23 protein-coding genes and 1 tRNA gene are annotated in these 25,767 nt (G+C 42.1%); 2 read left to right on the top strand and 22 right to left on the bottom strand.

All coding sequences use genetic code 11. The features are described 5' to 3' along the window. Window positions 1–72 precede the first annotated feature (72 nt). The 11 genes from PGQ33_RS06735 to PGQ33_RS06685 form a co-directional block, all read right to left on the bottom strand. Window positions 73–543, bottom strand: coding sequence for a hypothetical protein (locus PGQ33_RS06735; protein ID WP_055246762.1), 471 nt, complete (start codon window positions 541–543; stop codon window positions 73–75). 386 nt (window positions 544–929) lie between these two features. Beyond that, complete coding sequence (locus tag PGQ33_RS06730) at window positions 930–1,829, bottom strand: IS3 family transposase (protein WP_270203516.1); 900 nt, start codon at window positions 1,827–1,829, stop codon at window positions 930–932. Between the two features lie 38 nt (window positions 1,830–1,867). Further along, entirely contained in the window at window positions 1,868–2,305 is a 438-nt protein-coding gene (locus tag PGQ33_RS06725; RefSeq protein ID WP_270205500.1) for an HTH domain-containing protein, read from the bottom strand. Between the two features lie 499 nt (window positions 2,306–2,804). Next, on the bottom strand, window positions 2,805–4,652 hold the full coding sequence (locus tag PGQ33_RS06720; RefSeq protein ID WP_055246763.1) for an ABC transporter ATP-binding protein: 1,848 nt from the start codon (window positions 4,650–4,652) through the stop codon (window positions 2,805–2,807). Window position 4,653: 1 nt separating this feature from the next. Beyond that, complete coding sequence (locus tag PGQ33_RS06715) at window positions 4,654–7,047, bottom strand: ABC transporter ATP-binding protein (RefSeq protein WP_055246765.1); 2,394 nt, start codon at window positions 7,045–7,047, stop codon at window positions 4,654–4,656. Between the two features lie 32 nt (window positions 7,048–7,079). Next, window positions 7,080–7,580, bottom strand: coding sequence for a MarR family winged helix-turn-helix transcriptional regulator (locus PGQ33_RS06710; protein ID WP_022220104.1), 501 nt, complete (start codon window positions 7,578–7,580; stop codon window positions 7,080–7,082). Between the two features lie 275 nt (window positions 7,581–7,855). Continuing rightward, the gene (locus PGQ33_RS06705) at window positions 7,856–8,881 is read right to left on the bottom strand and encodes a threonine aldolase family protein (RefSeq protein ID WP_270205499.1); all 1,026 of its coding nucleotides are present in this window, start codon (window positions 8,879–8,881) and stop codon (window positions 7,856–7,858) included. Next, window positions 8,878–9,516 carry a thiamine phosphate synthase gene (gene thiE / locus PGQ33_RS06700; protein WP_055156460.1) on the bottom strand — a complete coding sequence of 213 codons (639 nt, stop codon included), beginning with the start codon at window positions 9,514–9,516 and terminating at the stop codon, window positions 8,878–8,880. The genes PGQ33_RS06705 and thiE overlap by 4 nt, the downstream gene beginning before the upstream one ends. Beyond that, the gene (gene thiM / locus PGQ33_RS06695) at window positions 9,503–10,324 is read right to left on the bottom strand and encodes a hydroxyethylthiazole kinase (protein ID WP_055156458.1); all 822 of its coding nucleotides are present in this window, start codon (window positions 10,322–10,324) and stop codon (window positions 9,503–9,505) included. Before thiM ends, thiE begins: the two co-directional genes overlap by 14 nt. Before the next feature lie 281 nt (window positions 10,325–10,605). After that, on the bottom strand, window positions 10,606–12,054 hold the full coding sequence (locus PGQ33_RS06690) for an MFS transporter (RefSeq protein ID WP_055156456.1): 1,449 nt from the start codon (window positions 12,052–12,054) through the stop codon (window positions 10,606–10,608). Window positions 12,055–12,091: 37 nt separating this feature from the next. Continuing rightward, a complete protein-coding gene (locus PGQ33_RS06685; protein WP_270205498.1) occupies window positions 12,092–13,267 on the bottom strand; it encodes a M20 family metallopeptidase in 1,176 nt (391 codons plus the stop codon). 280 nt (window positions 13,268–13,547) lie between these two features. Between PGQ33_RS06685 and PGQ33_RS06680 the strand changes: the two genes are divergently transcribed. Then, window positions 13,548–14,867 (top strand): hypothetical protein, encoded by a 1,320-nt coding sequence (locus tag PGQ33_RS06680; RefSeq protein WP_270205497.1) that lies wholly within the window; start codon window positions 13,548–13,550, stop codon window positions 14,865–14,867. A 239-nt stretch (window positions 14,868–15,106) separates the two neighbouring features. On the opposite strand, the gene PGQ33_RS06675 is transcribed toward PGQ33_RS06680, so the two are convergent. From PGQ33_RS06675 to nrdG, 3 genes are all read right to left on the bottom strand, one after another. Beyond that, window positions 15,107–15,607: a GNAT family N-acetyltransferase gene (locus tag PGQ33_RS06675; protein ID WP_195412987.1), complete on the bottom strand. Its 501-nt coding sequence runs from the start codon at window positions 15,605–15,607 to the stop codon at window positions 15,107–15,109. A gap of 140 nt (window positions 15,608–15,747) precedes the next feature. Continuing rightward, window positions 15,748–15,818: transfer RNA gene (locus tag PGQ33_RS06670), tRNA-Trp, on the bottom strand. Between the two features lie 60 nt (window positions 15,819–15,878). Then, entirely contained in the window at window positions 15,879–16,388 is a 510-nt protein-coding gene (gene nrdG, locus PGQ33_RS06665) for an anaerobic ribonucleoside-triphosphate reductase activating protein (protein ID WP_270205496.1), read from the bottom strand. Window positions 16,389–16,740: 352 nt separating this feature from the next. On the opposite strand from nrdG, the gene PGQ33_RS06660 reads away from it, so the two are divergent. Then, a complete protein-coding gene (locus PGQ33_RS06660) occupies window positions 16,741–17,250 on the top strand; it encodes a hypothetical protein (RefSeq protein WP_270205495.1) in 510 nt (169 codons plus the stop codon). Window positions 17,251–17,336: 86 nt separating this feature from the next. Here the strand turns inward: PGQ33_RS06660 and nrdD are convergent, their stop codons facing one another. From nrdD to atpF, 8 genes are all read right to left on the bottom strand, one after another. After that, on the bottom strand, window positions 17,337–19,526 hold the full coding sequence (gene nrdD, locus PGQ33_RS06655; protein WP_008374382.1) for an anaerobic ribonucleoside-triphosphate reductase: 2,190 nt from the start codon (window positions 19,524–19,526) through the stop codon (window positions 17,337–17,339). A gap of 140 nt (window positions 19,527–19,666) precedes the next feature. Further along, a complete protein-coding gene (locus PGQ33_RS06650; RefSeq protein WP_270205494.1) occupies window positions 19,667–20,260 on the bottom strand; it encodes an HD domain-containing protein in 594 nt (197 codons plus the stop codon). A 227-nt stretch (window positions 20,261–20,487) separates the two neighbouring features. After that, a complete protein-coding gene (atpC, locus tag PGQ33_RS06645) occupies window positions 20,488–20,901 on the bottom strand; it encodes an ATP synthase F1 subunit epsilon (RefSeq protein WP_117556897.1) in 414 nt (137 codons plus the stop codon). Between the two features lie 11 nt (window positions 20,902–20,912). Further along, window positions 20,913–22,310 (bottom strand): F0F1 ATP synthase subunit beta, encoded by a 1,398-nt coding sequence (gene atpD / locus PGQ33_RS06640; protein ID WP_117556895.1) that lies wholly within the window; start codon window positions 22,308–22,310, stop codon window positions 20,913–20,915. 8 nt (window positions 22,311–22,318) lie between these two features. After that, window positions 22,319–23,212, bottom strand: coding sequence for an ATP synthase F1 subunit gamma (gene atpG, locus PGQ33_RS06635; protein ID WP_008374377.1), 894 nt, complete (start codon window positions 23,210–23,212; stop codon window positions 22,319–22,321). A gap of 1 nt (window position 23,213) precedes the next feature. Beyond that, window positions 23,214–24,722, bottom strand: coding sequence for a F0F1 ATP synthase subunit alpha (gene atpA, locus PGQ33_RS06630; RefSeq protein WP_270205493.1), 1,509 nt, complete (start codon window positions 24,720–24,722; stop codon window positions 23,214–23,216). A gap of 5 nt (window positions 24,723–24,727) precedes the next feature. Next, on the bottom strand, window positions 24,728–25,264 hold the full coding sequence (atpH, locus tag PGQ33_RS06625; RefSeq protein ID WP_270205492.1) for an ATP synthase F1 subunit delta: 537 nt from the start codon (window positions 25,262–25,264) through the stop codon (window positions 24,728–24,730). Further along, window positions 25,242–25,736, bottom strand: a complete 495-nt coding sequence (gene atpF / locus PGQ33_RS06620) for a F0F1 ATP synthase subunit B (RefSeq protein ID WP_117557023.1) — start codon at window positions 25,734–25,736, stop codon at window positions 25,242–25,244. Before atpF ends, atpH begins: the two co-directional genes overlap by 23 nt. Between the last annotated feature and the right edge of the window lie 31 nt (window positions 25,737–25,767).

The following is a 25,767-nucleotide window of genomic DNA, read 5'->3' as shown; positions in this document are numbered from 1 at the left end:
TTTCCTCCCTTCCTGAATATCTATGGGTTATTATATCCTATTTGTTTCTTATCTTTCAACCGCTTATTTGTGTTAAATTTCTTTTCCTTCTGTGATGGTAAAATAGGTAAACTTTTTATGATCCATTTGAATTTTTATTGTGATGGAATGATTCTTTGATTTTTCTTCTTTTATCAATTCTAAGTCTACTTTTACAAAGTAACTATTAGATTCTTTTGTTATGTTAATGTCTATTAAATTGTAGGAATCGTATTGTTGCAGAATTTTTACTGGTAAATAATAAAATGTCTTTAAGAAAGATTGGAATGCCGCTTCTGTTATGAAGTATTTTTGCAAAGGCTGAGATAAGGATTGATTATCACTTCCGGTTTCCAGAATTTTTTTGTATTCTGTCTCTGCCCTGGAATCGTCATTTAGCCATTCATATATGAAAGTAGTAATTACTTCTTTATCCGGCTGATATTTCTGCAACGATATTATGATTATCGCACAGAGAACAATAATAGTACCAATGGAACTGGATAATCTTTTTTTCATAGGCATTATTTTAAACCTCCTTTGTTCTTTATAAATATCATATATATGATTTTTATTGATGGCAATATTTTTTACAGTTTTTCATATTTATTTTTTGCTTCATTGATACACATTTTTACATGCGTTATACTGAAAAAAATGATTGCAAAACTTAAAAGCCGAAAATGAATCAACGAAATAAGGAACTATTATTGATCTAGATACTATAAAACTCAAAAACAAGTCAACAGAATAAGAATATTTTATTGACTTAGATACTGTAAAATTCAAAGCTAATCAACGAAATATGCAGATATAGTTGATTTAGAATTTCAGAAATTAAAAACAGATCAACAAATTCGTTTAAACTGGACCCCATGTCAAGGACACAGTAAATTTTTTAGGTCAATTGGTTAAACAACCAATGCTGATGGTTTCTCTCCTGTAACCACATAATGATAATACTCATTTGGAGACATTCCTCCAAGGGTGGTTTGATAACGATCATTATTGTAGTAAGTTATGTAATCATCAATTCGTTCCTTTACATCCTGAAAGCAATCCCAGGTATTCACATATGGCTGAAGTTCATCTTTCATATGACCAAAGAAACTTTCCTGTGGTGCGTTATCCCAACAGTTTCCTCGCCTGGACATAGACTGGCGTAGCCTAAAGTCATTCAAAAGCCGCCGAAATGCAACACTTGTATAATGGCATCCTTGATCCGAATGAATCCAAACTTCTGCATTCATCTCGTATAAATGATTTCTCATGAGAGACTTTATTGTTTCAAGGACAAAATCAATCTCCAGAGATTCGCTTAATTGATAAGCTAGGATCTGCATTGTATATGCATCTTTTATAACGGATAAATATACATGCTTCTGCTTGAGCCGCAGATAGGTGATATCTGTTAGTAATACTTTTCGCGGGCCATAGGAACGGAATTGTCTCTTAACGTAATTCGGGGCAATTGTACTTGTACGTAATGCCTTTGCCATTCTTCGATATGGATTGGCTTTGCGTATAGGGCAGCACAAGTTGTATTTTCGCATTAATCTTTGAACTTTTTTTCTGTTCATAGTAATGCCCATACGCTTTAAACGCATGCAAATGCCCCTGGATCCTTTTGCATAACCTCGGTAATCATATGCTTCCTTGATTAGCAGAAAATCCTGATAATCAGATGCTTCACGGATAGCTCTTTGATTTGAGGCTGCGATCCAGCGATAATAACCGGATCTGGAAACGCCTGCCAGCTTACATAATTCCAAAACATTTAAAGCAGACTTGTTTTGAGTTTCTTTAAAGATTAATTCAAAGATAGCGCTTGTCTGCTCACGCGTTTTGGCTACTGCAGTTTCGGATTTGTTACGATATTTGAAATTTTTTTTAAAAACTCAACCTGTTTTTCTAAATGAACAATCCGTTCCTGTAATTCTTTGATACTGGCATCTGTTTTTTGGGTAGAAAGATCTTTTGCCTCGAATGCAGCAAGCTGTTGTTCTGTAGAAAGGCCTCGTGGAGGACGAAGTCCTTGCTCAGAATCTGCTTCTTCAAGAATACGTCTGCGCAGACTGCTTTTGCATCCTTGTGCAAACCAAGACGGATCATAACCAGCTGCTTTAAGGACTTCAGGGGTTGTTTTTCTGTGATTTCGAATCTGATCAACAAAGAATTTTTTGAATTCAAGTGTAAACGTAATGCGATTCGAACTTACGGAATAAGTATAAGGATTCAACTCCAAAACAGGTAATTGTTCTTCTGTAAAAGGTACTTTTTTGCTCATAGTGTGTCCACCTTTCTGTTTATTAATATATCACAACAGCAATGGTGGTTAAACCTTTGTCTACAAGTTGGAAATAAGACCATGAAGGAATAATTGTTTACCAATTTCATGTCTACAACTTGGAAAATACTCTAAGGAATTGACCTAATTATCTAAATTTCATGTCCACACTATAGGGTCCATTATAGTTTAATCTGGTTGATTGAAAATTACAGAAATCATAAATAAATCAACAAATTCGGCGTTGCTAGAGATGTTGGAAAATAATTGAATTAAATTTAGGGAACGCAAGACAGGCGCGGGAAGCGGAGCTGAAGCTCCTGTTCCGCTGGAGATTGATTAGTTTGTGGAATGATGCACTCTACTCTTTTGCCCCGACACATACGCTGTGCTGCATTCGGCTAATGCTGTCGCATCATCCGAATGAGAGCTGGCGCTCTATATAAAGAGAGAAAGAGGCAGAAATTCATGCGAGCATGATTTCTGCCTCTTTCTCTCTTTATGCACAGCTTGTAGCGTTTTCAAATTGCGAGTTATACAGCTCTGCGTAGAATCCATTTTTTGCCAGAAGTTCTTCGTGGTTTCCTTGTTCAATGATATCGCCGTCTTTCATTACCAGGATGAGATCTGCGTCTCGTATGGTGGAGAGTCTGTGGGCGATTACGAAGCTGGTTCTGCCTTTCATGAGGTTATCCATGGCTTTCTGGATCTGGACTTCGGTTCTGGTGTCTACGGAGCTGGTAGCTTCATCGAGGATCAGAATCTTTGGATCAGCCAGGATGGCTCTGGCGATCGTGAGGAGCTGTTTCTGACCCTGGGATACGTTGCTGGCTTCTTCGTTGAGAATCATGTTGTATCCGCTTGGAAGAGTCTGGACGAAACGATGTACGTGGGCAGCTTTGGCTGCTGCTACGACTTCTTCGTGGGTGGCATCGAGTTTTCCATATTTGATATTATCTTCGATGCTTCCGCTGAACAGCCAGGTATCCTGAAGTACCATTCCGAACATCTGTCTGAGTTCGCTCCGGTTGAAGTCTTTGATGTTGTGTCCATCGATCTTGATTGCCCCGCTGTTGACATCATAAAAACGCATCAGCAGTTTGATCATGGTTGTCTTTCCGGCTCCGGTCGGTCCTACGATGGCAATCTTCTGACCTTCTTTTACTTTTGCAGAGAAATCATTGATGATGATATGCTCCGGATTGTATCCGAAGTGTACGTGTTCAAATTCTACATTTCCCTGTAATCCTTCTACAGATACTGGATTTTCAGCAAACTGATCTTCTTCTTTTTCGTCCAGAAATTCAAATACCCTCTCTGATGCAGCGGCTGTCGACTGGAGCATGTTTGCTACCTGTGCAACCTGCTGGATCGGCTGTGTAAAGGATCTTACATACTGGATAAAGGACTGGATATCTCCAACTTCGATGGTCTGTTTGATTGCAAGGTAACCTCCTAAGATAGAAACTCCTACATATCCAAGGTTTCCGACAAACTGCATGATCGGCATCATCATTCCGGAAAGGAACTGTGATTTCCATGCAGAACGGAACAGGATATCATTAGTCTCATCAAATTCGCGAATCACGTCTTCTTCTTTATTGAATGCTTTGACAATATTATGTCCGCCATATACTTCTTCTACCTGACCATTGATATGTCCCAGATATTCCTGCTGGCTTTTGAAGTATTTCTGTGAGTGTTTTACGATTACAGAAATCAGTACCATAGATACCGGCAGGATCAGAAGTGCGATCACAGTCATCAGCGGACTGATACTGATCATCATGATCAGTACACCGATGATCGTTGTCACGGATGTGATCATCTGGGTTGCACTCTGGTTCAGGCTCTGGCTCAGAGTATCTACGTCATTGGTTACTCTGGAAAGTACCTCACCGTGTGTAGTCGTATCAAAATAATTCATCGGCATACGATTGATTTTTTCAGAAATTTCTTTTCGCATGCGATAGGTCAGCTTCTGTGATACGCCTGTCATGATATATCCCTGGATAAAGGAGAAACATGCGCTGATCACGTACAGACACAATAAAGTTAACAGGATTTTACCAATCTTTGTAAAATCAATTCCGCTGCCGCCGGATACTTTTCCGACCAGACCTTTGAAAATTTCGGTCGTCGCTTTTCCGAGAACCTTTGGTCCAATAATATTGAAAACCGTACTTCCGATTGCAAATATCATAACAAAGAAAATACCGATTTTATATTCACTAAGGTAAGTAAAAAGTTTCTTCATGGTACCTTTGAAGTCTTTTGCCTTCTCGCCGGTTCCCATTCTTCCATGTCCACCGCCCATAGGTCCTCTTCTTCTTGGCTGATTACTCATACTATGCTTCCTCCTTTCCGTCATTTTCGTTATTTAAGTCTCTCGCAAGCTCTGCTTCAGAAAGCTGCGATGACGCAATCTGATAATATGCATCACAGGATTTCAGAAGCTCTTTGTGTGTTCCGATTCCCGCAATCTTTCCATCATCCAGCACAATGATCTGCTCCGCATGTAAAATGGTGCTGATTCGCTGTGCTACAATGATCACTGTGCTGTCCTGTGTCTTTTCTTTCAATGCAGCACGAAGGGTTACGTCTGTCTTATAATCCAGTGCTGAAAAACTGTCATCAAAAATATAAACTTTTGGTTTCTTTGCAATCGCACGTGCGATAGAAAGACGCTGCTTCTGACCGCCGGATACGTTGGAACCGCCCTGTGCGATCGGACTTTCGTATTTTTTATGTTTTTCTTCGATAAATTCGGTTGCCTGTGCGATTTCTGCGGCTTCCTTCATCTCGGCTTCGGATCCATCCGGATTGCCATACAGAATATTGGACTCGATTGTTCCTGAGAAAAGTACACCTTTCTGTGGAACGTATCCAAGTTCATCCCGCAGATCATGCTGGGAAATGGTACGAATATCTTTTCCATCCAATGTGATCGTACCTTCTGTTACATCATAAAATCTTGGGATCAGGTTGATCATCGTAGATTTACCACTACCGGTACTTCCGATGATCGCCGTTGTCTGTCCCGGTTTTGCTGTAAAGCTGATATCATGAAGTACGTCTTCTTCTGCTCCCGGATAACGGAAGGATACGTGGTCAAATTTTACTTCGCCTTTTCTGGATTCTTCCAGTTTTTCCGGTGTTTTCGGATCTTCGATCGCTGTCCTGCTTGTCAGGATCTCATCCACACGGTCTGCTGCAACAGCTGCTCTTGGAAGCATAATAGAAATCATACAGATCATAAGGAAGGACATGATGATCTGCATTGTATACTGGATAAATGCCATCATATCACCAACCTGCATCTGCCCGTCACTGACACCATGTGCGCCGCTCCATACAATCAGTATGGTAATTCCGTTCATGATCAGCATCATCATCGGCATCATAAATGTCATGGCACGGTTTACAAATAAATTGGTTCTTGTCAGATCTCTGTTCGCTTTATCAAATCGTTCTTCTTCATGCTTTTCTGTACTGAATGCACGGATAACCGGAAGTCCGGTAAGGATCTCACGGGTAACAAGGTTCAGTCTGTCAACCAGGTTCTGCAGAATCTTAAATTTTGGTATTGCCACAATAAATAATACAGCAACAACCATCACGATCAGGATTACCCCAAGTACGATGATCCATGACATGCTGACATTCGTATGGAGAACCTTGAAAATACCTCCAATTGCCATGATTGGTGCATACATCACCATTCTCAGAAGCATAACTGCAAGCATTTGGATCTGCTGGATATCATTGGTACTTCTTGTGATCAGTGATGCAGTTGAAAACTTGTCAAATTCTGCATTGGAAAATCCAACAACTTTTTTAAATACCTTTCCTCTCAGATCACGTCCCGTACTTGCTGCCACTCTGGAAGCAAGAAGTCCTACGGTAACACTTGCGAGCATTCCAAGAAATGCAAGTGCAAGCATCTTACCGCCAGTTGTTAAAATATATCTGTTCTGGATCTTATCTGTATTCACGCCCAGAACACTGTAGGTTTCTTTAATATATGAAGTTGCTGACTGTTCCAGCATAGTATCCGGCATATCGTCCATTTTTTCTGATATTTTATCAATAACGTCTGCTCTCTGTTCATCCGGTATCATGTTCAGGATCTCAAAGATATCTGCATTTTCGATCTTTTTCACCTGTTCATCAATGTTTTTCTGCATTTCATCCTGCTGCTTCTTGGCAAGCTCCGGATTTGCCGCAAGTGCTGCTTTCTGCTCATCTGTCATCTGGGACTGCATACTCTCTGCCTGCTTTTCTGCCTGCTCTTTTATAGAAGAAATCATGTTTTCTTTCATAGATTCTTCCATCTTCTTTGTTGTATCGCTTCCAGATTCAAATCCATAAGTCAGAAGCATCGGCTTTCCAAGGATGTCAAATACCTTTCCTGACTTTTCTTCATCTTTTTTCACGGAATCCTTCAGAACATAAATTGCTCCATCATACTTATAATCCGAATCGGATTCCTTTTTCTCATATGCATCCAGCACTGTCTGCTGGTCTTCTTCTGCCACAAAAAGCAACAGCTTATTCATCTCTTCCTCTGCGATTGCATCCGGAATCTTCTCATCAATTCCTCCCTGCTGGATTCCGACATTGACAATGTCTGAAGTATAAGAAGGCAATGACAGATCGCAGTACGCCTGAACGATCAGGATAACAACAATCGCTGCTATAGTTGCTGCATAAGGCTTCAAATGTTTGAATAACTTTCTCATATAGCAATTATTTCCTTTCTTAGTAACTATTTTTATTCCTTAAATGGATTTTTACATGGCATATCACGGAATTCTTTTTCCTGGAAAAGATTGTCACTCATCTGTAAAAGCAGTCTTCTGCACAGTATTTTCTCTTCTGTACTCATATTCTTCAGGAGTGTATCTTCCGTGCTTCGGAGAATCTCATGCATGTTGCCAAGAATCTTCTCTCCTCGTTCTGTCAGATGGATCCTTGTCATCCGCTGGTCTTTTTCGTCCTGCTCTTTTCTAATATATCCGAGCTTTTCCAGTTTCTGAACTGCTACATTCACCGATGGCGGCGTAATATGAATATGATCTGCAAGCTCTCTCTGTGACATCGGTCCTACCATCTGCAATATTGCAAGAATTCCTGCCTGTCCGGCTTTCAGCTCTGTATCCTTCATCTGTTTCGTCACATACCATTTATACATATGTCCGACCTGTGCAAGAAGAAGTTGTACCGGCATATTCTCCCTGGTAAAATCCCCACACTCAAATTTATCCGACTTCACCCTTTCACCTCCCGCAATTTGATTAGATATCTATTCATTAGAAGTCTAATCGTTATTTTATGCGTATCACACACATAAGTCAACATTTATTCTCAATAATTTATATTTTTATAATATTTTTCACAAACAAATAATTAAATGCCTAACTATTATTTTCTCATATTAAAACACTACGAAAAGCAAAAAAGGACTCTTCTGCCATTTTCTGTGCAAAAAAGTCCTTATCATTTACCATATCTGCCTTACCTGTAAAGCTTTATTCAATTTTTCACAAATTACATATCTTGCAGGAATGCCTTCACATTTTCCTCTTTTGTCGCCCAGGAAGTGCATAATCGGATCACACTATGGGTCTCATCGTACCTTTCCTGATAAGTTACGCCATATTTTTGGCGGATTTCCTGCAATTTGGCATCTTCCACAATAATGAACTGCTGGTTGGTATTGCTGTCCATGAAGAATTCATATCCTTTTTCTTTCAGTCCATCTTTCAAAAGCATTGCCATATCAATCGCATGTTTGGAGATTTCAAAATAAAGACCATCTTTAAAAAGCTCCAGGAACTGAACGCCAAGCAGTCTTCCTTTTGCAAGCATTCCACCTTTTTGTTTAATGCAGTAACGAAAATCTTGCTTTAGACATGGATTTGTGATTACCACAGCTTCTCCGAACAATGCACCGACCTTTGTTCCTCCAATATAGAATACATCACAACACTTTGCAATATCCGGAAGTGTCACATCTGTCCCCGGTGCCATCAGTCCATAACCCATTCTTGCCCCATCCAGGAAAAGATAAAGTCCACATTCCTTACATACAGTAGAAATATTTTCAAGTTCATTCTTTGTATACAATGTTCCTACCTCTGTCGGATGTGAAATATAAACCATCTTTGGCTGTACAATATGTTCATGAGACTCATCACTCCAGTGCAGGTCGTAATATTCCTTTATCTGCTGTCCTGTGATTTTTCCTTCCTTTGAAGGAAGTTCCAGAACTTTGTGTCCGGTCGCTTCTACAGCCCCGGTCTCATGGACATTGATATGTCCGCTATCTGCACAGATCACTCCCTGGAACGGGCGTAAAATAGAAGAAATTACTGTAAAATTCGTCTGGGTTCCTCCCACCAGAAAATGAACATCTGCCTCCGGTGCTTCACACACCTTCTTAATTGCTTCTCTCGCTTCTTCACAGTAAGGATCTTCCCCATATCCTACTGTCTGCTCCATATTGGTCTCGGCAAGCTTCTCGATAATTCTCGGATGTGCCCCTTCTGTGTAATCGCTAGTAAACAAAATCATTTCAACATCCCCTCTACTTTCTCTTTTAATTCTTTTGTAGCCTGCTCAATATCCGGCTGTCCGAAAACTGCACTGATCACGGCAACTCCACAGATTCCGTTTCCGGCAAGCTCTGTCACATTCTCTCCCGTGATTCCCCCAATTGCCACAACCGGAATGTCCACCGTCTCGCAGATTTCCTTTAAAACCTTATGATCCAGCTTTGTTGCATCTGCCTTTGATGTCGTGCCAAAGACTGCACCGACTCCCAGATAATCGGCTCCATGTGCCTGTGCCTTTAGCGCCTGCTCGACCGTCTTTGCCGTAACACCGATGATCTTGTCCTCACCCAGTGTTTTCCGCACATCAAGAGCTTCCATATCGCTCTGCCCCACATGCACACCATCGGCATCTACCTTCTTTGCAATCTCTACATTGTCATTGATCACAAATGGTACATGGTAGGATTTACAGAGCCTGGCAATCTCTTTTGCTTCTGCCAGGAACTCTTCCTCACCCAGATTTTTTTCCCTGAGCTGGATAAATGTAGCCCCGCCTTTCAGCGCTTTTTCCACCTGGCTGTACAGACTTTCTCCATTCAGCCAGTGGCGGTCTGTTACCGCATACAGAACCATATCTTTCTTATCTAATCTCATATTTTGCACCTTCTTCCAATTCTTTTCCTTCCATATTATAAATCGCATCGATGATCCGATTACGGTAGGTTGCGTTTCCATCTCCCGGCTGCATATATTTCCAGCCAGTCTCACCGGCAAGCCCCATGGCACAGACCGCTGCTGCCGCTGCTTCCAGATTATTCTCCGGATTCGCCGCAAGGAATGCCGTCATCATCCCGGAAAGCTGACACCCGGTTCCGGTGATCCGTCCCATCTCCGGACGACCGTTCCGGATCACAAAGCACCTCTTTGCATCACTTACAAGGTCTATTCCTCCAGTCACAGCAATCACGGAACCTGTCCTTCTGGAAAAATCCTTTATAAACGAAATCATTTTCTCCAGATTCTGCTCCGTCAGTGTATCTGCCTCGTCTGCATCCACACCACTCGTTGTACCATGTCCTGCTGCTAAGGTCTTGATCTCAGAAATATTTCCCCGGATCACATCAAACTGAATATCACGTATCAGATTCAGTGCCGCCTCTGTTCGGAACGAACTCGATCCTGCTCCAACCGGATCTAACAGTACTTTATGATACAGTTCATTGGATTTCTTTCCTGCTTTTTGCATGCTTTCAATCTTACGCGGATTCAGCATTCCCATATTGATATTCAGTCCCTGACAGATAGATGTGATTTCTTCAATATCAGTCGGCTCATCCGACATAATCGGACTTGCACCGCAGGCAAGAACCATATTTGCCACATCATTGATCGTCACATAATTGGTGATATTGTGTATCAGTGGTGCTTTTTTTCGTACTTCATCCAGATAGTTTCCAAGCATTCTTTTCCTCCGGTAAATCATATTATTTCTTATATCTTTAAAATTGTCTCTATAATTATAAAAAGACAGATATATGTCTGCCTTTCTTCTTTTCACTATTTCTTATTATACTCTTGATTTTCTGAAATGCAATCTGCATTTACCTGAAACATATGTCATTTCCATTCTCATCCCTGTATCCGGCAGATCTATAAAAGACTTCTCCAGATAACAACCGGGACAGATGTTTTTTCACATCCGCCCCGGCTTCTTATTCACATGTTCACATGGATTTCAATATTCTATTTGCTTTCTGCTGCTTTCTTGCTCATCTCCGGTTTTACAATGAAGATTACCAGAAGAAGTCCAATCAGAGTAACGACTGCTGCTGTCCAGAATACAGATTTTACACCATTCTGGATCAGTGCTACATTGGTCGGATCAGCTGATGTACTTGCATTATATGCGACTGCAAATACTGCAACTGCAATTGTTCCTGAAAGTGAGTTTGCGAAGTTAACCAGAGAAGTTCCGATTCCCATATCTTCCGGTGCCAGCATTGCCTGTGCTGTTGGCGTAATGGATACAGCACGGAAGCTTTCAGCAATACCTGTAACTGCAAGTGCTACAAAATAAATCATGATCGAAGCACCTGAATTTGTTACCAACGCCATCACAGCCATCGGGATCATTGCAAGACTTGTACCAATTACCATTGCTTTCCATGCATTGGCAGCTTTCTTTCCTACCCATGCACCTGCGATAGTAGGAAGAATGATTGTAATCAGTGTACGAGGCATCTGCAGTGCACCTGCTGCACTCGTGGATGCTCCCATAACCTGCATGGCACCGATCGGTGCATAATAGTTCATGGCATTCTGATAGAAATAGCAGATAAATCCTACAATAAGGAGTACTGTGTAGTTTTTATTTTTAAATAATTTCATTGGAATCAACGGCTCTGCAGCTTTATTTTCAATCTTAACAAGTGCAATAAGAGCAATGATACCAATTACAAGACCTGCAAGAATCATTGGATTTGTCCATCCCATAGAAGATCCAAAGTTCAGTGCAAGCAGAATTCCGCAAAGTGATACGATGAGTGCGATCATCCCCGGAACATCAATCGTAACCTTTCCTTCTCTTTTCTGATTCGGCATGTTCATTCCAATCAGTACTATACCAAGAATAAGTGGAATTGCCGGCATAAGGATTGCCACAGTCAATAATCCCATATCTGTTAAAATACCTGCGATGATACTTCCTCCAAATCCACCAACAGCGATTGCGGTTGCAAGCATACCCATTGCCTTTGGTACATCTTTTCTTTCATTGATAAGACCTGCGATAATGTATGGTGCTGCTGTAAATGCGCCCTGTGCAAGGCTGACAATCAGTCTGAGGATCATAAGTGGAATCAGAGATCTCACAAATGCAAATGCAAAACCTGCAAGTGCACAGATAATTCCAGGAATCACTACAATGTTTCTTCTACCAATAAGGTCACCTAATTTTCCTCCGATCGGAGTCATAATCGATACACCGATCGCACCTACGATAGAGAAGAGTCCTACATATCCCATCGCATCAACTTTTTCAAGGATAGGTGCTGTTAACGTTGCAAATACCAGTCCATACATTGCTACGGAAAGCATCATGCAGATACATCCGATCTGAACCAAGTTTTTCTTTGCCTTCGGAAGCGGAATCGCAACCTGTGGCTGTTCCTGAGCCTGCTGTTCTTTACTCATATTCTTTTCCTCCTGTTCCTAAAGAAACCTTTACTCTCTATTTGTTATTTTTAAGCCACTGTGAAGCGCAATGGGCAAGACAAGCTGCTCCGATCGGGCAAACATCTTCATTAAACTGTGCTTTCGGATGATGTGCCGGATACTGTCCTCTTTCATCCAGATATCCTGCTGACAGATACATAAATGTACTTGGAACCTTTTCAGCGATCACTGCGAAATCTTCAGAAGCACTTGCAGAAATTCCCGGATATGGTGTGAGTCCCGGAATTCCAAGCTCCTGCATATATCCAACCACTTCGTCGGTAAGCTTCGGATTGCAGATCAGCGGAGGAACTTCTGAGATCATCTCAATATCAACGGTTCCGTTATATACAGCTGCTGTCTTTTCAGCGACTTCTTTCATTCTGCGGACCAAAAGTTCTCTTGCTTCCGGCTTATTGGTACGGATCGTTCCCTGGAGAACAGCGGTCTCAGGAATGATGTTTGCTGCAGTTCCGCCTGCAAACTGTCCGATTGTAAGTACACAGGAATGTGTCGGATCACTTTCTCTTGCGATCAGTTCCTGCAATGCAAGATGGATATGAACTCCGATGTTGATCGGGTCAACTCCTACATGTGGATAAGCACCATGGGATCCTTTTCCATGGATGGTGATCTTAAATCCATCTACAGAATACATCATCGTATCCTTATCATTGTACATAAAAAGTCCGATTGGCATTTTTCCCGGTGATACATGGTATGCAAGTGCTGCATCAACCGGAGGATTCTCAAGAATACCATTCTCGATCATATTCTTGCTTCCTTCAAAAGTCTCTTCTGCCGGCTGGAACATGAATTTGATAGTTCCTTCCAGTGTATCTTCTTTTTCTTTCAGCATCTTTGCTGCTGTAAGAAGCATTGTAGCGTGGAAATCATGTCCGCATGTATGTGCTTCTTTTCCTGTAGGACATGCAAATTCTTCTCCGCTTTCTTCCGGCATCGGAAGTGCATCCATATCTGCTCTCAGAAGAAGAACCTTTCCCCCTTTGCCGAGTGTAGCTGTTACCCCGTAGCCACAATCCTTCGGCTCAAGTCCGTATTCTGTCAGCTTTTTCATAACATAAGCTTTGGTCTTTGGAAGATCCAGACCAGTTTCAGCATTTTTGTGGATGTGTCTGCGGTTTGCAATTGTTTCATCCTTTAATTCCAATGCTCTTTCATAGTAATTCATACTAAGCCCTCCTTTAACTTTGTTCCTGCCATTTACATTAAAAATACTGTTCTACTTTTAGAATATTTACAGAATATTTTTATTAGTTTTTGGAACATTTACAGAATAGTTATCGTGATTACATAATACCAACTTCTAAAATTTTAGTCAATAATATTACAGAATATTCTTGATTTTCGTTGTTTTTACCTATTTAATCGTTATTTTTTTAATTTTCAGAATATTATGGTTGATTTATGGAAGATAATTTTATATGATACTTTTTGAGAGGTGAAAGAAAATGAGAAGAAAAATTGTGGCTATTACCAGCCAGTACTTAAAGGAACCTGTCTCGCAGATCGTCTCAGAACTAAAACTAAACTGCGACATCCAGGTGGTTTCCTACAACAAATTTGACACAATATCAGAAGTTTACGATTCTTACGCCGGGGACACTGACGGATTTCTTATCAGTGGTAAGATCGCAAAAGCTGCCATTGAGTCAACTGCGCACGCTTATAACCGTCCGATTGTATCCTTTGAAATTGATACAGCCGGTCTGTACCGTGCTCTTTTGAATCTGCTGATTTCCAACCGGGATCTGGATATGGACCGGATTATTCTGGATTTCCTGATTCCGATCGACGGTGGCTGTACTGCAACCGCTTTCCTTAAGGAGCTGGACATTGATACAGTTCCACCACATATTAACAACTGGACCAAGGCACTGACCCGCACCAGTATCAGTACGATTGAAAATCATGTCCTTTCAGAGCTGATCCGTATGTGGAACAACAATGAAATGGATATGGTTCTCTGTCAGTACAGTAATATCCTGCCGGAGCTTCGTGCGCACGGGATCCCGACAATCTATCCGCTGCCAAGTGTCAGCCATATCCGGGATCTTGCAAATGAACTTCTGTCCACGATCGAGCTGGAGCACATGCGTTCCAACCTTCCGGTTATCATCAATGTATCTCCCCGTAGTTCGACAGATAACACACCGGAAAATATCCAGCAGATCTATGTCTGTATGGAAGATTTCTTTAAAAAGAATCTGATGAATTGTATCCCTCAGGAAGTGGATAATCACTGCAGTGCCCTGACCACTGTGGAAATGCTGCAGCATATTACACACAATAACAAGGTCTGCGAACTGAATGAATTTCTCACCGACAAACTGCATTTTGAATGTGCTGTAGGATACGGAATCGGGGCAAATTTTGACAATGCGATCCGTAATTCTGTAAATGCCCGCAAAGAGGCTGTTCAGTTTGGAAAAAGTTTTATCCAGAATGAAAACGGGGATATGATCGGACCCCTTGGTTCATCCGACCGAAGAGTGATCCAGAATCAGTATGTGCAGAATCTTGGAAAGATTGCAAAGCAGTGTAATCTTTCACCGGTTACGATCAAGAAAGTCCTTGTCAGTACGCATGCTGCCGGATCAAATAAGATTACAACGCACGAGCTTGCCGAACGTATGGGAAGTACGGTGAGAAATGCGAACCGGATTATTCAGAATCTGGAAAATGGGGGAGTTGCGAGGCTCGCATATACGCAGACGACCAATGCGAAGGGGAGACCTGTTAAGGTGTACGAGTTAGATTTTAATTTCTAAAGATATTTTTAAGTTTGCAAATTTATAGGTTGTGACGGCAACGAAGCAAAATAATTCCCCTCAGATTCTTTGTGCAAACCATTCCGATGAACCGCTTAGAGCGGGAATCGTGTTCAGCAGAGGCTTCCACGATTCCTGCGTTTCATCTCCATTGCACAAAAATTGAATCTGAGGGGAATTATTTTGCTTCGTTGCCGCTTACATTTATTGGTTGCAGATCTACTTATTGTTTCAACTTGTTATCTTATTTTTCCGTAAATGCAAAGATCATAAATATTATTATTTTTGATGACTGCTTTTTTCATTGTGCCTTCAAGTATAAAGTTGTTCTTTTCCAGTACTTTTCTGGAGGCAATATTAGGTTCGTATACCAGCCCTGTGATTCGGATGATGTCTAATTTTTCAAAAGCTGTTTCACAGATTTGTCTTACTGCTTCTGTCATGATTCCTTTTGAGTATTCTTCTGGTAATAAATAATATCCTATTTCAGCATCTTTTCGATAGACATCTTCTTTTTGTTCAACTGATATTGTTCCTATTATTTTGCCATCAACAATAATTTCTCGAAATATACCCGTTTTTCCCTCATTTTCTTTTACTATGTTTAACCACCATTCTGCTGATTCATTAGTATATGGATTTGGTAATCTATCTGATAAATAGTTTCTATCTATAGTATTACATATTCTAATAAGGGATTCTTTATCTTCAATACTCCATTTTTTTAATTCAATTTTCATTTTCCACACCTCACTTATACTTTACGTTTCTATACATCATAGCATTAGAAAATTATACTGTCACTCCTTTTTGTATTTTGTTCAAGAAATACTTATTAAAGTATAAAAACCCTCCCGGAACTGCTTCCGAGAGGGTTCTACAGGGGATGACAGAATCGAACTGCCGCTAAGAGTTTTGGAGACTCCTGTCATACCATTTGACCAATCCCCTATTTGATTTTATGATCTAAAAAAGACCACTTGTTATTTATAGCACAGTGGTCTTTTTTTGTCAATGAATTATTTTAGTTTTTCGCATTTCATTAAGATGCAGGATTCTCTGGTTGCGGCTTCCGCGGAATTCCAGGGTGAGATCTTTTTCGGCTTCGATGAACTCGCCGTCTACGAGGGTATCGATACAGGCGAGCATCTTGTCAGTGTATTCGGTGTAGACTTTTCCGCCGGGGATGAGGTCTACATCATAGAGATATCCGGTGTAGCACCAGACATTTTTCTCCGGGTAGCTTTCTTTGATCTTTTGCAGGAGTCCTGCGAGTTCTTTCTGATTCTCCGGCTCGAAGGGTTCGCCGCCTAGGAGAGAAAATCCCTGGATATATGCCGGTTTGAGTGCTTCGAGGATCTCTGCTTCTACTTCTTTGGTATATGGATTGCCGTAATTGAAATCCCAGGTCTCGGAATTGAAGCATCCTTTGCAATGATGCCGGCAGCCGGATACGAAAAGGCTGACCCTGACGCCGGTTCCATTTGCGATATCGTAATTTTTGATTGTTCCGTAATTCATATCTTTATACTTCCCTTTTTCTTATTATAGCAAAACTGCTCTGCTGTCCGTTCATACTCTTCTTATCAATTATAGCAAATCACACCTGAAAATCAACTACTATTGTCCTCCGATAAAGTACGATTCCAACCGCTCCGGCGGTCTTTTGACTCCTCCAAATGCTGTGATAAGTGCTGCTATGATTTGTCCGCATACATTCGCCCAAGCAACTGCCTTTTTGTAAAAATAATATTAGCGTTTTACAGCCAGCTCCATTATACTATACTTATAAACACCCAAAATGTGAAAGGCAGATCAATCCAATGGCAGGAAAACTATTTTAACTGCCCCCACAAGCAAAGGAGGGATTCTCATGACGAAAAAAGCAACGCCAAAAATTTATTTTATTCTGTTATTTTTGTTCATTCTTCTTACTGGCTGCTCAACCAAAAAAGCATCTGAATCAGCCGTAAGTCCGGAAGCTGAAGCAGTACTCAATGCGATGTTCACTGCACCAAATGATGACTTGTATTCTTTGGATTCTTCTACTGTAATCGGTGAGAATAGCACGGCAGATTCTGAAAATGCTTTCGCCAATTCTGAGAAAATTCTTGAGAACTGGAACAAGCTTGTAGGAAAATATTTTGAGCGCGACCGATTAGAATATTTTGTTTCAACCTATGGTCAGACCTATCTGTCAGAGGCAGCTGTTAATAATACCCAAATAGCTGTAAAAGATATTTCGCTTGACTCCAAAACAGATGATTCTGAAACAGTTCTTGTGACTTTTAAGATCAATAAAGAAGAAATGGTCGAAAAAATCTATTTTTCTTATGACCAGGATGGTTTGATAAAAGACGTTTATCCAATTAATTTTAAATAATTTATAATAAAGGACACGGCTTCGCCAAGCGAAAGCCGTGTCCTTTATTATATCTTCTCACTATTTTTTCAAAAACATTTCCATCCTTACAGATGCAGTACCCTGTCCTTAATCTCCTGGGTCCTTCCCTGATTCCAGAACTGGGTTCCGATATATCCACAGGTTCTTCTCGCTACAAAGAGCTTATCCTGATCCCGGTTGCCACAGTTCGGGCATTCCCATACCAGCTTTCCGGTCTCGTCCTCGATGATCTTAATCTCTCCGTCATAGCCGCAGACTTCACAGAAATCACTCTTGGTATTCAGCTCTGCATACATGATATTCTCATAAATGTACTGTAATACGGAAAGTACCGCCGGAATATTGGTCTGCATATTCGGTACTTCGATATAGCTGATCGCCCCACCCGGTGAAAGCTTCTGAAATTCCGATTCAAATTTCAATTTGCTGAACGCATCAATTTTTTCGGTAACATGTACATGATAGCTGTTGGTAATATAGTTCTTATCTGTAACGCCCGGAATGATTCCGAAACGCTTCTGCAGACATTTCGCGAACTTGTATGTGGTAGATTCCATCGGTGTGCCGTATACGGAATAGCTGATATTTTCTGCTTCTTTCCATTCTTTACATTTATCATTCAGGCGCTGCATAACTGCCAGTGCAAATGGCTTCGCCTCCGGATCTGTATGGGATTTGCCAAGCATCCGCATACACATCTCATAAAGTCCTGCATAGCCAAGAGAAATGGTGGAATATCCGTCAAATAACAGCTTGTCAATCGTCTCACCCTTTTTCAGACGGGCAAGTGCCCCGTTCTGCCACAGGATCGGTGCAACATCTGAAACGGTTCCGAGAAGGCGTTCATGTCTGCACCGGAGTGCTCTGTGACAAAGCTCCAGTCTCTCATCCAGGATTTCCCAGAAACGTTCCATATTGCCCTCTGCTGAACATGCCACGTCAACCAGGTTGATCGTTACAACCCCCTGATTGAAACGTCCATAGAACTTATGACTTCCGTCTGCATTTCTCTGGGAATCTTCTACGGTAAGGAATGAGCGGCACCCCATGCACGGATAAACATCTCCGTTTTTCAGTTCTTTCATGATCTTTGCAGAAATATAATCCGGCACCATACGCTTTGCCGTACATTTTGCAGCCAGCTCAGTCAGATACCAGTATTTGGAATCCTCGGTAATATTATCTTCATCCAGTACATAGATCAGCTTCGGAAACGCCGGTGTGATCCATACACCCTTTTCATTCTTAACACCCTGCATACGCTGCTTCATCACTTCTTCGATGATCATCGCAAGGTCATCCCTGGTTCTTCCTTCCGGGACCTCATCCAGATACATAAACACCGTTACGAAAGGTGCCTGTCCGTTACAGGTCATCAGTGTGATCAGCTGATACTGGATCGTCTGGATTCCGCTCTGTACTTCGGTACGAAGCCTTCTCTCTGTGATCTTGTCGATGATCGCATCATCCAGAACCTCTCCGGATTCTATTCTTTCTTCAATGACACTCTTGCGGAGCTTCTGACGGCTTACATCTACGAATGGTGCAAGATGTGACAGCGTAAATGACTGTCCGCCATACTGGTTACTTGCAACCTGTGCAACGATCTGTGTGGTCACATTACACGCGGTAAAGAAACTATGTGGTTTCTCGATCATCGTCTCGCTGATGACAGTTCCGTTCTGGAGCATATCCTCCAGGTTGATCAGATCACAGTTGTGCTCTTTCTGCGCAAAATAGTCCATATCATGAAAATGAATGATTCCTTCTTCATGTGCACGGACGATTTCCTCCGGAAGAAGGACTCTCTTGGTAAGGTCCTTGCTGACCTCTCCTGCCATGTAATCTCTCTGTGTAGAGTTGATCACAGGATTCTTATTGGAGTTCTCCTGCTTTACTTCCTCGTTCATATGATCGATCAATGCAAGAATTCCGTTATCCGTTGTATTCGACTTTCTGGTTAATTCTCTCTTATAGCGATAGCGGACATACTTCTGGGCAACCTCATAACCACGCATCTCCATAATGCCGGTCTCAACCATATCCTGGATGTCCTCCACATTCACTGCATGCGTAAATTCCTCTGCCTGCTGTGCAATCTTCTCCGCAATTGCAATGATCTGAAAGTCATTCATCCTGTGGATGTTCTCAACCTCTTCATTCGCTTTTTTGATCGCATTCACAATCTTCTCCAGCCGGAAGTCTACTTCCTCACCGTTTCTTTTGATTACTCTCGTCTTTACTTCCAAATCCATCCCAACTTTCTCCTAACTTTGTTCCATCGCTCCACAAAATATAGTGTCACTTTTAAGTTTCTCCACTATATTTTGCGCTCTGTAGTATATGATACCCCATATTCACGAAAATGAAAAGGGGGATTTTTGTTTTTTTTATGTTATTTTTTTATCTTGCCATTTTCCAGATTCGGTCTTAAGAATTCTTCTTTCGCATACTCCCAGATCGCTTCTGAGCCTTTTGCCGTATTCCGGTTACGGTTCAGGATCTGTTCAATATGAACATCGTGTTCCTCCCACGCTTTGCCGTCTGTAGCCGCATTTAACATGATCGGCTGGATATTGTCCATCGTCCGGGCAAACTTCGACTCAGCAGTCTCCTGTGCCTCAAATTCCTCCCAGAGCGCCCGAAATTCCTTTCCCTGCTTTTCCGGAAGAAGTCCGAAAATCCGGTCCGCAGCCTTCACTTCCCGTTCCCTCTGCGTCTTCTTCGCATTTTCATCATAGGCATAGGTATCCCCCGCATCAATTTCTACAATATCATGGATCAAAAGCATCGTCACTGTCTTAAGAACATCGATCTTCTCATTGGCATATCCCGCAAGCAGAACCGTCATGATTGCCATATGCCACGCATGCTCCGCGTCATTCTCCTTACGCACCCCATCCGTCAGATATGTCTGCCTTCCAATAAATTTTTCCTTATCAATCTCCCGAAAGAAATTAAATAATTGCGTAAGCTCTTCTTTTTCCACGTTTTTGCTCCTTCTATGATGAAATACACTCTATTTGAACACCTCAAAATCCTTTTTCTCAGTACACGCACACTGTTATATATTCTACCACAAACTACCCTGTATCGGAACTTTTATTTTGTAAAAGATTGTACCATTTTTCCCAATAAATTTTGTCAAAAATTCCGTATTGAAAAAGCGCGCAATCTGTAGTAGATTACGCGCTTCCACATAAATTTGTTTCCTATTTACCATTTTTTTCGCTTCGACACCTTCAACCGGTTCATCGCCCTTGAAAGCGAAGCCTGTGTCCGGTAATATTCCTGTATACTCTGTTTCTGGCGAAGCTTTTCTTCTGCATACTCCATCTGCTCCTGGGCAAGTCTGGCATCGATATCCTCCGGTTTCTCTGCCGTCTGCACCAGCATCGTCACACGGTTGTTAACGATCTCAAGGAATCCGGCTCCGACCGCAAGGTTCACCCATTCGCCTTCTTCAAACTGAAGCATTGCCTCACCGATCACCACAGCGATCACCATATTTTCATGGTGCGGAAGAATTTCCATTCCACCGCCGTCCGGTACCGGCACGATCATCTTTCTGCAACGTCCTTCATAGAATACCCGGTCACTGGAAATGATTTTAAGTCCAAATGTATCCATACCTGGCACCTCTATTCTGCTTTTTCAGCCTTTGCCTTCTCGATGACTTCATCAATCGTTCCTACATTGAAGAATGCATTCTCCGGATACTCATCCATTTCTCCGTCGAGAATCATCTTAAATCCTCGGATCGTCTCTTTCAGAGGTACATATTTTCCCGGAACTCCGGTAAATGTCTCTGCAACGAAGAATGGCTGGGAGAGGAATTTCTGAATCTTTCTTGCTCTCATAACCGTTGCCTTGTCTTCATCGGAAAGCTCTTCCATACCAAGAATTGCTATGATATCCTGCAGCTCTTTGTATTTCTGCAGAACCTCTGTTACACGGTTTGCAACTTCATAATGTTCTTCTCCGACAATATCTGCCTCCAGAATACGGGAGTTAGATTCCAGTGGATCAACTGCCGGGTAAATACCCTGTTCTACAACCTTACGGGAGAGTACGGTTGTTGCATCCAGATGAGCAAATGTAGTTGCCGGAGCCGGGTCTGTAAGGTCATCGGCAGGGACATAAACAGCCTGTACGGATGTGACAGAACCATTCTTTGTAGATGCGATCCTCTCCTGCAGTTCACCCATTTCAGTTGCCAGTGTCGGCTGATAACCTACGGCTGATGGCATACGTCCAAGAAGTGCGGATACTTCGGAACCTGCCTGTGTAAAACGGAAAATATTATCAATGAAAAGAAGCACATTCTGATGTTCTTTATCACGGAAATATTCAGCCATTGTAAGTCCTGTCTCAGCGACACGCATACGTGCTCCAGGTGGTTCGTTCATCTGACCAAACACTAAGGCTGTCTTATCCAGAACTCCGGATGCTTTCATTTCTGTCCAGAGGTCGTTACCTTCACGGGAACGTTCTCCAACACCGGTAAAGATGGAATATCCGCCGTGCTCTGTGGCTACGTTACGGATCAGTTCCTGGATCAGTACAGTCTTACCTACACCGGCACCGCCGAACAGACCGATCTTACCACCTTTTGCATAAGGTGCAAGCAGGTCGATAACCTTGATTCCGGTTTCCAGGATTTCTACAACCGGGCTCTGGTCTTCAAATGACGGCGGATCTCTGTGGATCACCCAGTGTTCGGTATCTTCTTTGATTTCTTCGCCATTGTCGATGGTTTCTCCAAGTACGTTGAACAGACGTCCAAGGGTCTGCTCTCCAACCGGTACTTTAATTCCAGAACCGGTAGCGGTTACTTCCATGTCCTTGCAAAGTCCTTCACTTGCTGCCAGCATCAGACAACGAACCTCATCATTTCCCAGATGCTGCGCAACTTCCATAATACAGGTTTTTCCGTTGTTCTCCACCTGCAGGGCATCTTTGATGCGCGGCAGATTTCCGTCTTCAAATACAACGTCAACAACTGGTCCCATGACCTGTACAATACGTCCTTTATTCATACCTGTTTTCACTTCCTTTTCCGTTTCTGGGCTTTGGCGCCTGCACAAACCTCAGTAATTTCCTGTGTGATCGCAGCCTGCCTTGCCCTGTTATATATAATAGAAAGATCTTTGATGATTTCCTGCGCGCTGTCTGTTGCTGATTGCATTGCTGTCATTCGCGCATTGTGTTCGCTTGCATATGCCTCTACCAGACATCCATAAATCATACCAACCACGTAGTTTGGTACGATGCTGTCCAGAACCGCCTCTGCTGATGGATAAAGCGCAATCGCCTCTCTATGGATGTTAAGCGGCATTTTCATTTCATTAAATGAAGATCTCTCAAGCGGCAGGATCTTCATTTTTTCAACCGTTGTCAGCATCGAATTTTCCATTCTGGTGTAAACGATGTAGACCTCGTCCAGTTCACCTCTCTCATACTGGGAAAGAATCACTTCCGCGATATCTCTTGCCCTGTGCATGGTCGGTTTCTGCACAGTATAGAGGAAATTGGTGTCAATTTCCACACCCTTATTCGCATAATAGTGTCTGCCAAGCTCACCGACTACGAACAGCTTATGCTCTCCCGGTTCCTCCAGGATCTCATCCTCCACCTTGACAATGTTGTGGTTGTAAGCTCCTGCAAGTCCTTTATCCGCAGTAATGACAATGGAACCTATCTTTCGTTTCTCTTTTGGAATCTCTTCCCGCACATCAAAATACCGGTGCTCGATCTCAGGAATATGCCTCAGGATTCTGGAAATCTCTCCCTGAAGTCCGTAAAAGTACGGCTCTGAATCTGTCAGCTTTTTCTTCGCCTGTCTCATCTTGGTAGACGAGATCATATACATGGCGTTCGTGATCTTCATCGTATCTTTGACGCTGTTGATTCGAGTCTGTATTTCTCTGATATTTGCCATATTAACACCTGCTGTCTTTGAATTCCTTCGCTGTTTCCACAATCTTTGCAGCCAGTTCATCGGACAGAGCCTTTGTCTGCTCAATCTCTTCACTGATTTCCGGATGAACTGTTGCAAAATAATTCAGCATATCCATCTGGAATTTCTTAACCTCTTTTACCGGAATTCCCAGAAGCACTTTATTTCGTGCTGCGCAGAGGGTGATGACCATCTCATGCATGGACATTGGATGTCCGAGTGGCTGTTTCAGAAGTTCCATCAGACCAGATCCATATTCTAGCTGTTCCTTTGTTGCTGCATCCAGATCGGAACTGAACTGTGTGAATACTTCCATCTCACGATACTGTGCAAGATCGATACGGATACTTCCGGCTGCCTTCTTCATTGCCTTTGTCTGTGCTGCACCACCAACACGGGATACGGAAAGACCTACGTTAACCGCCGGTCTCATTCCTGAGAAGAACAGATCACTTTCCAGGAAGATCTGTCCATCTGTAATGGAAATGACGTTGGTCGGAATGTATGCAGATACATCTCCTGCCTGTGTCTCGATGATTGGAAGTGCTGTGATCGAACCGCCTCCCATTTCATCACTTAAACGGCTTGATCTCTCAAGCAGTCTTGAATGCAGATAGAAAACATCTCCAGGATAAGCTTCACGTCCCGGTGAACGTCCAAGAAGCAGGGACAGCGCACGGTATGCAACCGCGTGCTTTGAAAGATCATCGTAAACGATCAGGACATCTTTTCCTTTATGCATGAAATGTTCTGCGATCGCGGTTCCTGCATATGGTGCAATATACTGAAGCGGTGCACAGTCACTTGCTGTTGATACTACTACGATGGTGTAATCCATTGCGCCGCCGTTTTTAAAAGTATTGACAACCTTTGCGATCGTTGATGCTTTCTGACCGATTGCTACATAGATACAGATGACATCCTTACCCTTCTGATTCAAAATCGTGTCTGTAGCAATGGAAGTCTTTCCTGTCTGACGGTCTCCAATAATCAACTCTCTCTGTCCACGTCCGATCGGGAACATAGAATCGATAGAAAGGATTCCTGTTTCCATTGGAACGCTGACGGATTTACGGTCTACAATTCCTGGTGCTTCATTTTCAATCGGTCTGTAATCTTCTGCTTCGATTTCTCCCGCTCCGTCAATCGGAGCTCCAAGTGCATTTACGACACGTCCGATAAATTTATCGCCAACCGGTACTCCGGCTTTCTTTTTGGTACGCATCACTTTCGTACCTTCTTTGATCTCTACATCTGATCCGAACAGGATGCAGCCGATCGTATCTTTCTGAATGTCCTGAACCATACCTTTCAGTCCATTTTCAAATGTCACGATTTCTCCGTACATTGCATGCTCTATTCCATAGATATTTGCAATTCCGTCACCGACAGAGACAACCGTACCGACCTCGCTGTCTTTACTGATCTGATCAAAGTTCTCTATTTCATTTTTCAGAATAGAAATAATTTCATCTGAGCTAATTGAACTCACTTTGTTCACCTCCAGGTCAATTTTTGCTCTAATCTCGATAATCTTCCTTTCAGACTCCAGTCATATTCATCATCACCGGTCTTTAAGATAAATCCGCCAAGTAATGCCGGATCTTTGACTATCTCGATCTTCACATCTGTCTTATGGTACTTCTCACAAAGAAATTCTCTGATTTTCTCAAGTCGCTTTTCATCTGGTGCTTCCACACAGGTAAGCGTTGCCATCTGGATTCCTTCCTGCATTTTACAGTATCTGTCATAAGCAAAAAGAATCTGACTGATCTCGCTCATTCTCTGATTACGGCATATAACCTTGAGAAAATTTTTTATTTCTTCCGGGAAAATCTTGTCGATCGAACTTAATTTTTCCCGCATCGGTACCACCGGACTTGCAAATGTTTCTTCAAGCACCGGTACTTCTTCAAAAAGCCTTTCAGTCTCTCCTACCGCTTCTTTTGAAATTCCAAGCTCATATAAAACATGTGCATACTGTTTTGCCGAAGGGCTACAGCAATACTCTTTATTTAACCTCTTCATTGACATGAGCATCACCTGCACCTTTCAGAAACTGATCATATATATCCTGATTTCCTTTTGTGTCATCCACAATCTTACGTGCTGCCTGCATTGCCAGTCCTGCGATCTCACTTTGCAGATCATTCATGGTCTGTTTGCGTTCATTTTCAATCGTCTTTCTGGCATCTTTCAGGATTCCTACGGCTTCCGTATTGGCTTCCTGAAGGATACGCTCTGATTCTCCGGCTGCAGTTTTCTTAGCTTTTTCCACGATCTGAATGGATTCTGCCTTTGCTCCTTCCAGAGCCTTTTCATATTCCGCTTTCAGTCTCGCCGCTTCTTCCTGACTATCACTGGCATTCTTCAGTCCGTCAGCAATCATTTTTTCACGTTTTTCCATAATTCCCATTACTGGTTTGAATAAGAATTTTTTCAGCAAAAGATAAAAGACAATCAGGTTGATGATCGTAAAGAGAAGGCTTACATTAAACTGTATCACCTGTCCCACCTGCCTTTCTTCATTTTACTTT

Origin of the sequence: Coprococcus sp. AM100_B19A, assembly GCF_027662015.1 — a bacterium.
GTDB lineage: Bacteria > Bacillota > Clostridia > Lachnospirales > Lachnospiraceae > Allocoprococcus > Allocoprococcus comes.
This window is presented reverse-complemented; position numbering and strand designations above follow the sequence as displayed.

Excerpts from the sequence above, each read along its gene's own strand:
- PGQ33_RS06735 (WP_055246762.1), bottom strand. The coding sequence starts at position 543 with ATGCCTATGAAAAAAAGATTATCCAGTTCCATTGGTACTATTATTGTT.
- PGQ33_RS06725 (WP_270205500.1), bottom strand. The coding sequence starts at position 2,305 with ATGAGCAAAAAAGTACCTTTTACAGAAGAACAATTACCTGTTTTGGAG.
- PGQ33_RS06720 (WP_055246763.1), bottom strand. The coding sequence starts at position 4,652 with ATGAGTAATCAGCCAAGAAGAAGAGGACCTATGGGCGGTGGACATGGA.
- PGQ33_RS06715 (WP_055246765.1), bottom strand. The coding sequence starts at position 7,047 with ATGAGAAAGTTATTCAAACATTTGAAGCCTTATGCAGCAACTATAGCA.
- PGQ33_RS06705 (WP_270205499.1), bottom strand. The coding sequence starts at position 8,881 with ATGATTTTGTTTACTAGCGATTACACAGAAGGGGCACATCCGAGAATT.
- thiE (WP_055156460.1), bottom strand. The coding sequence starts at position 9,516 with ATGAGATTAGATAAGAAAGATATGGTTCTGTATGCGGTAACAGACCGC.
- thiM (WP_055156458.1), bottom strand. The coding sequence starts at position 10,324 with ATGCTTGGAAACTATCTGGATGAAGTACGAAAAAAAGCACCACTGATA.
- PGQ33_RS06690 (WP_055156456.1), bottom strand. The coding sequence starts at position 12,054 with ATGAGTAAAGAACAGCAGGCTCAGGAACAGCCACAGGTTGCGATTCCG.
- PGQ33_RS06685 (WP_270205498.1), bottom strand. The coding sequence starts at position 13,267 with ATGAATTACTATGAAAGAGCATTGGAATTAAAGGATGAAACAATTGCA.
- PGQ33_RS06680 (WP_270205497.1), top strand. The coding sequence starts at position 13,548 with ATGAGAAGAAAAATTGTGGCTATTACCAGCCAGTACTTAAAGGAACCT.
- PGQ33_RS06675 (WP_195412987.1), bottom strand. The coding sequence starts at position 15,607 with ATGAAAATTGAATTAAAAAAATGGAGTATTGAAGATAAAGAATCCCTT.
- nrdG (WP_270205496.1), bottom strand. The coding sequence starts at position 16,388 with ATGAATTACGGAACAATCAAAAATTACGATATCGCAAATGGAACCGGC.
- PGQ33_RS06660 (WP_270205495.1), top strand. The coding sequence starts at position 16,741 with ATGACGAAAAAAGCAACGCCAAAAATTTATTTTATTCTGTTATTTTTG.
- nrdD (WP_008374382.1), bottom strand. The coding sequence starts at position 19,526 with ATGGATTTGGAAGTAAAGACGAGAGTAATCAAAAGAAACGGTGAGGAA.
- atpC (WP_117556897.1), bottom strand. The coding sequence starts at position 20,901 with ATGGATACATTTGGACTTAAAATCATTTCCAGTGACCGGGTATTCTAT.
- atpD (WP_117556895.1), bottom strand. The coding sequence starts at position 22,310 with ATGAATAAAGGACGTATTGTACAGGTCATGGGACCAGTTGTTGACGTT.
- atpG (WP_008374377.1), bottom strand. The coding sequence starts at position 23,212 with ATGGCAAATATCAGAGAAATACAGACTCGAATCAACAGCGTCAAAGAT.
- atpH (WP_270205492.1), bottom strand. The coding sequence starts at position 25,264 with ATGTCAATGAAGAGGTTAAATAAAGAGTATTGCTGTAGCCCTTCGGCA.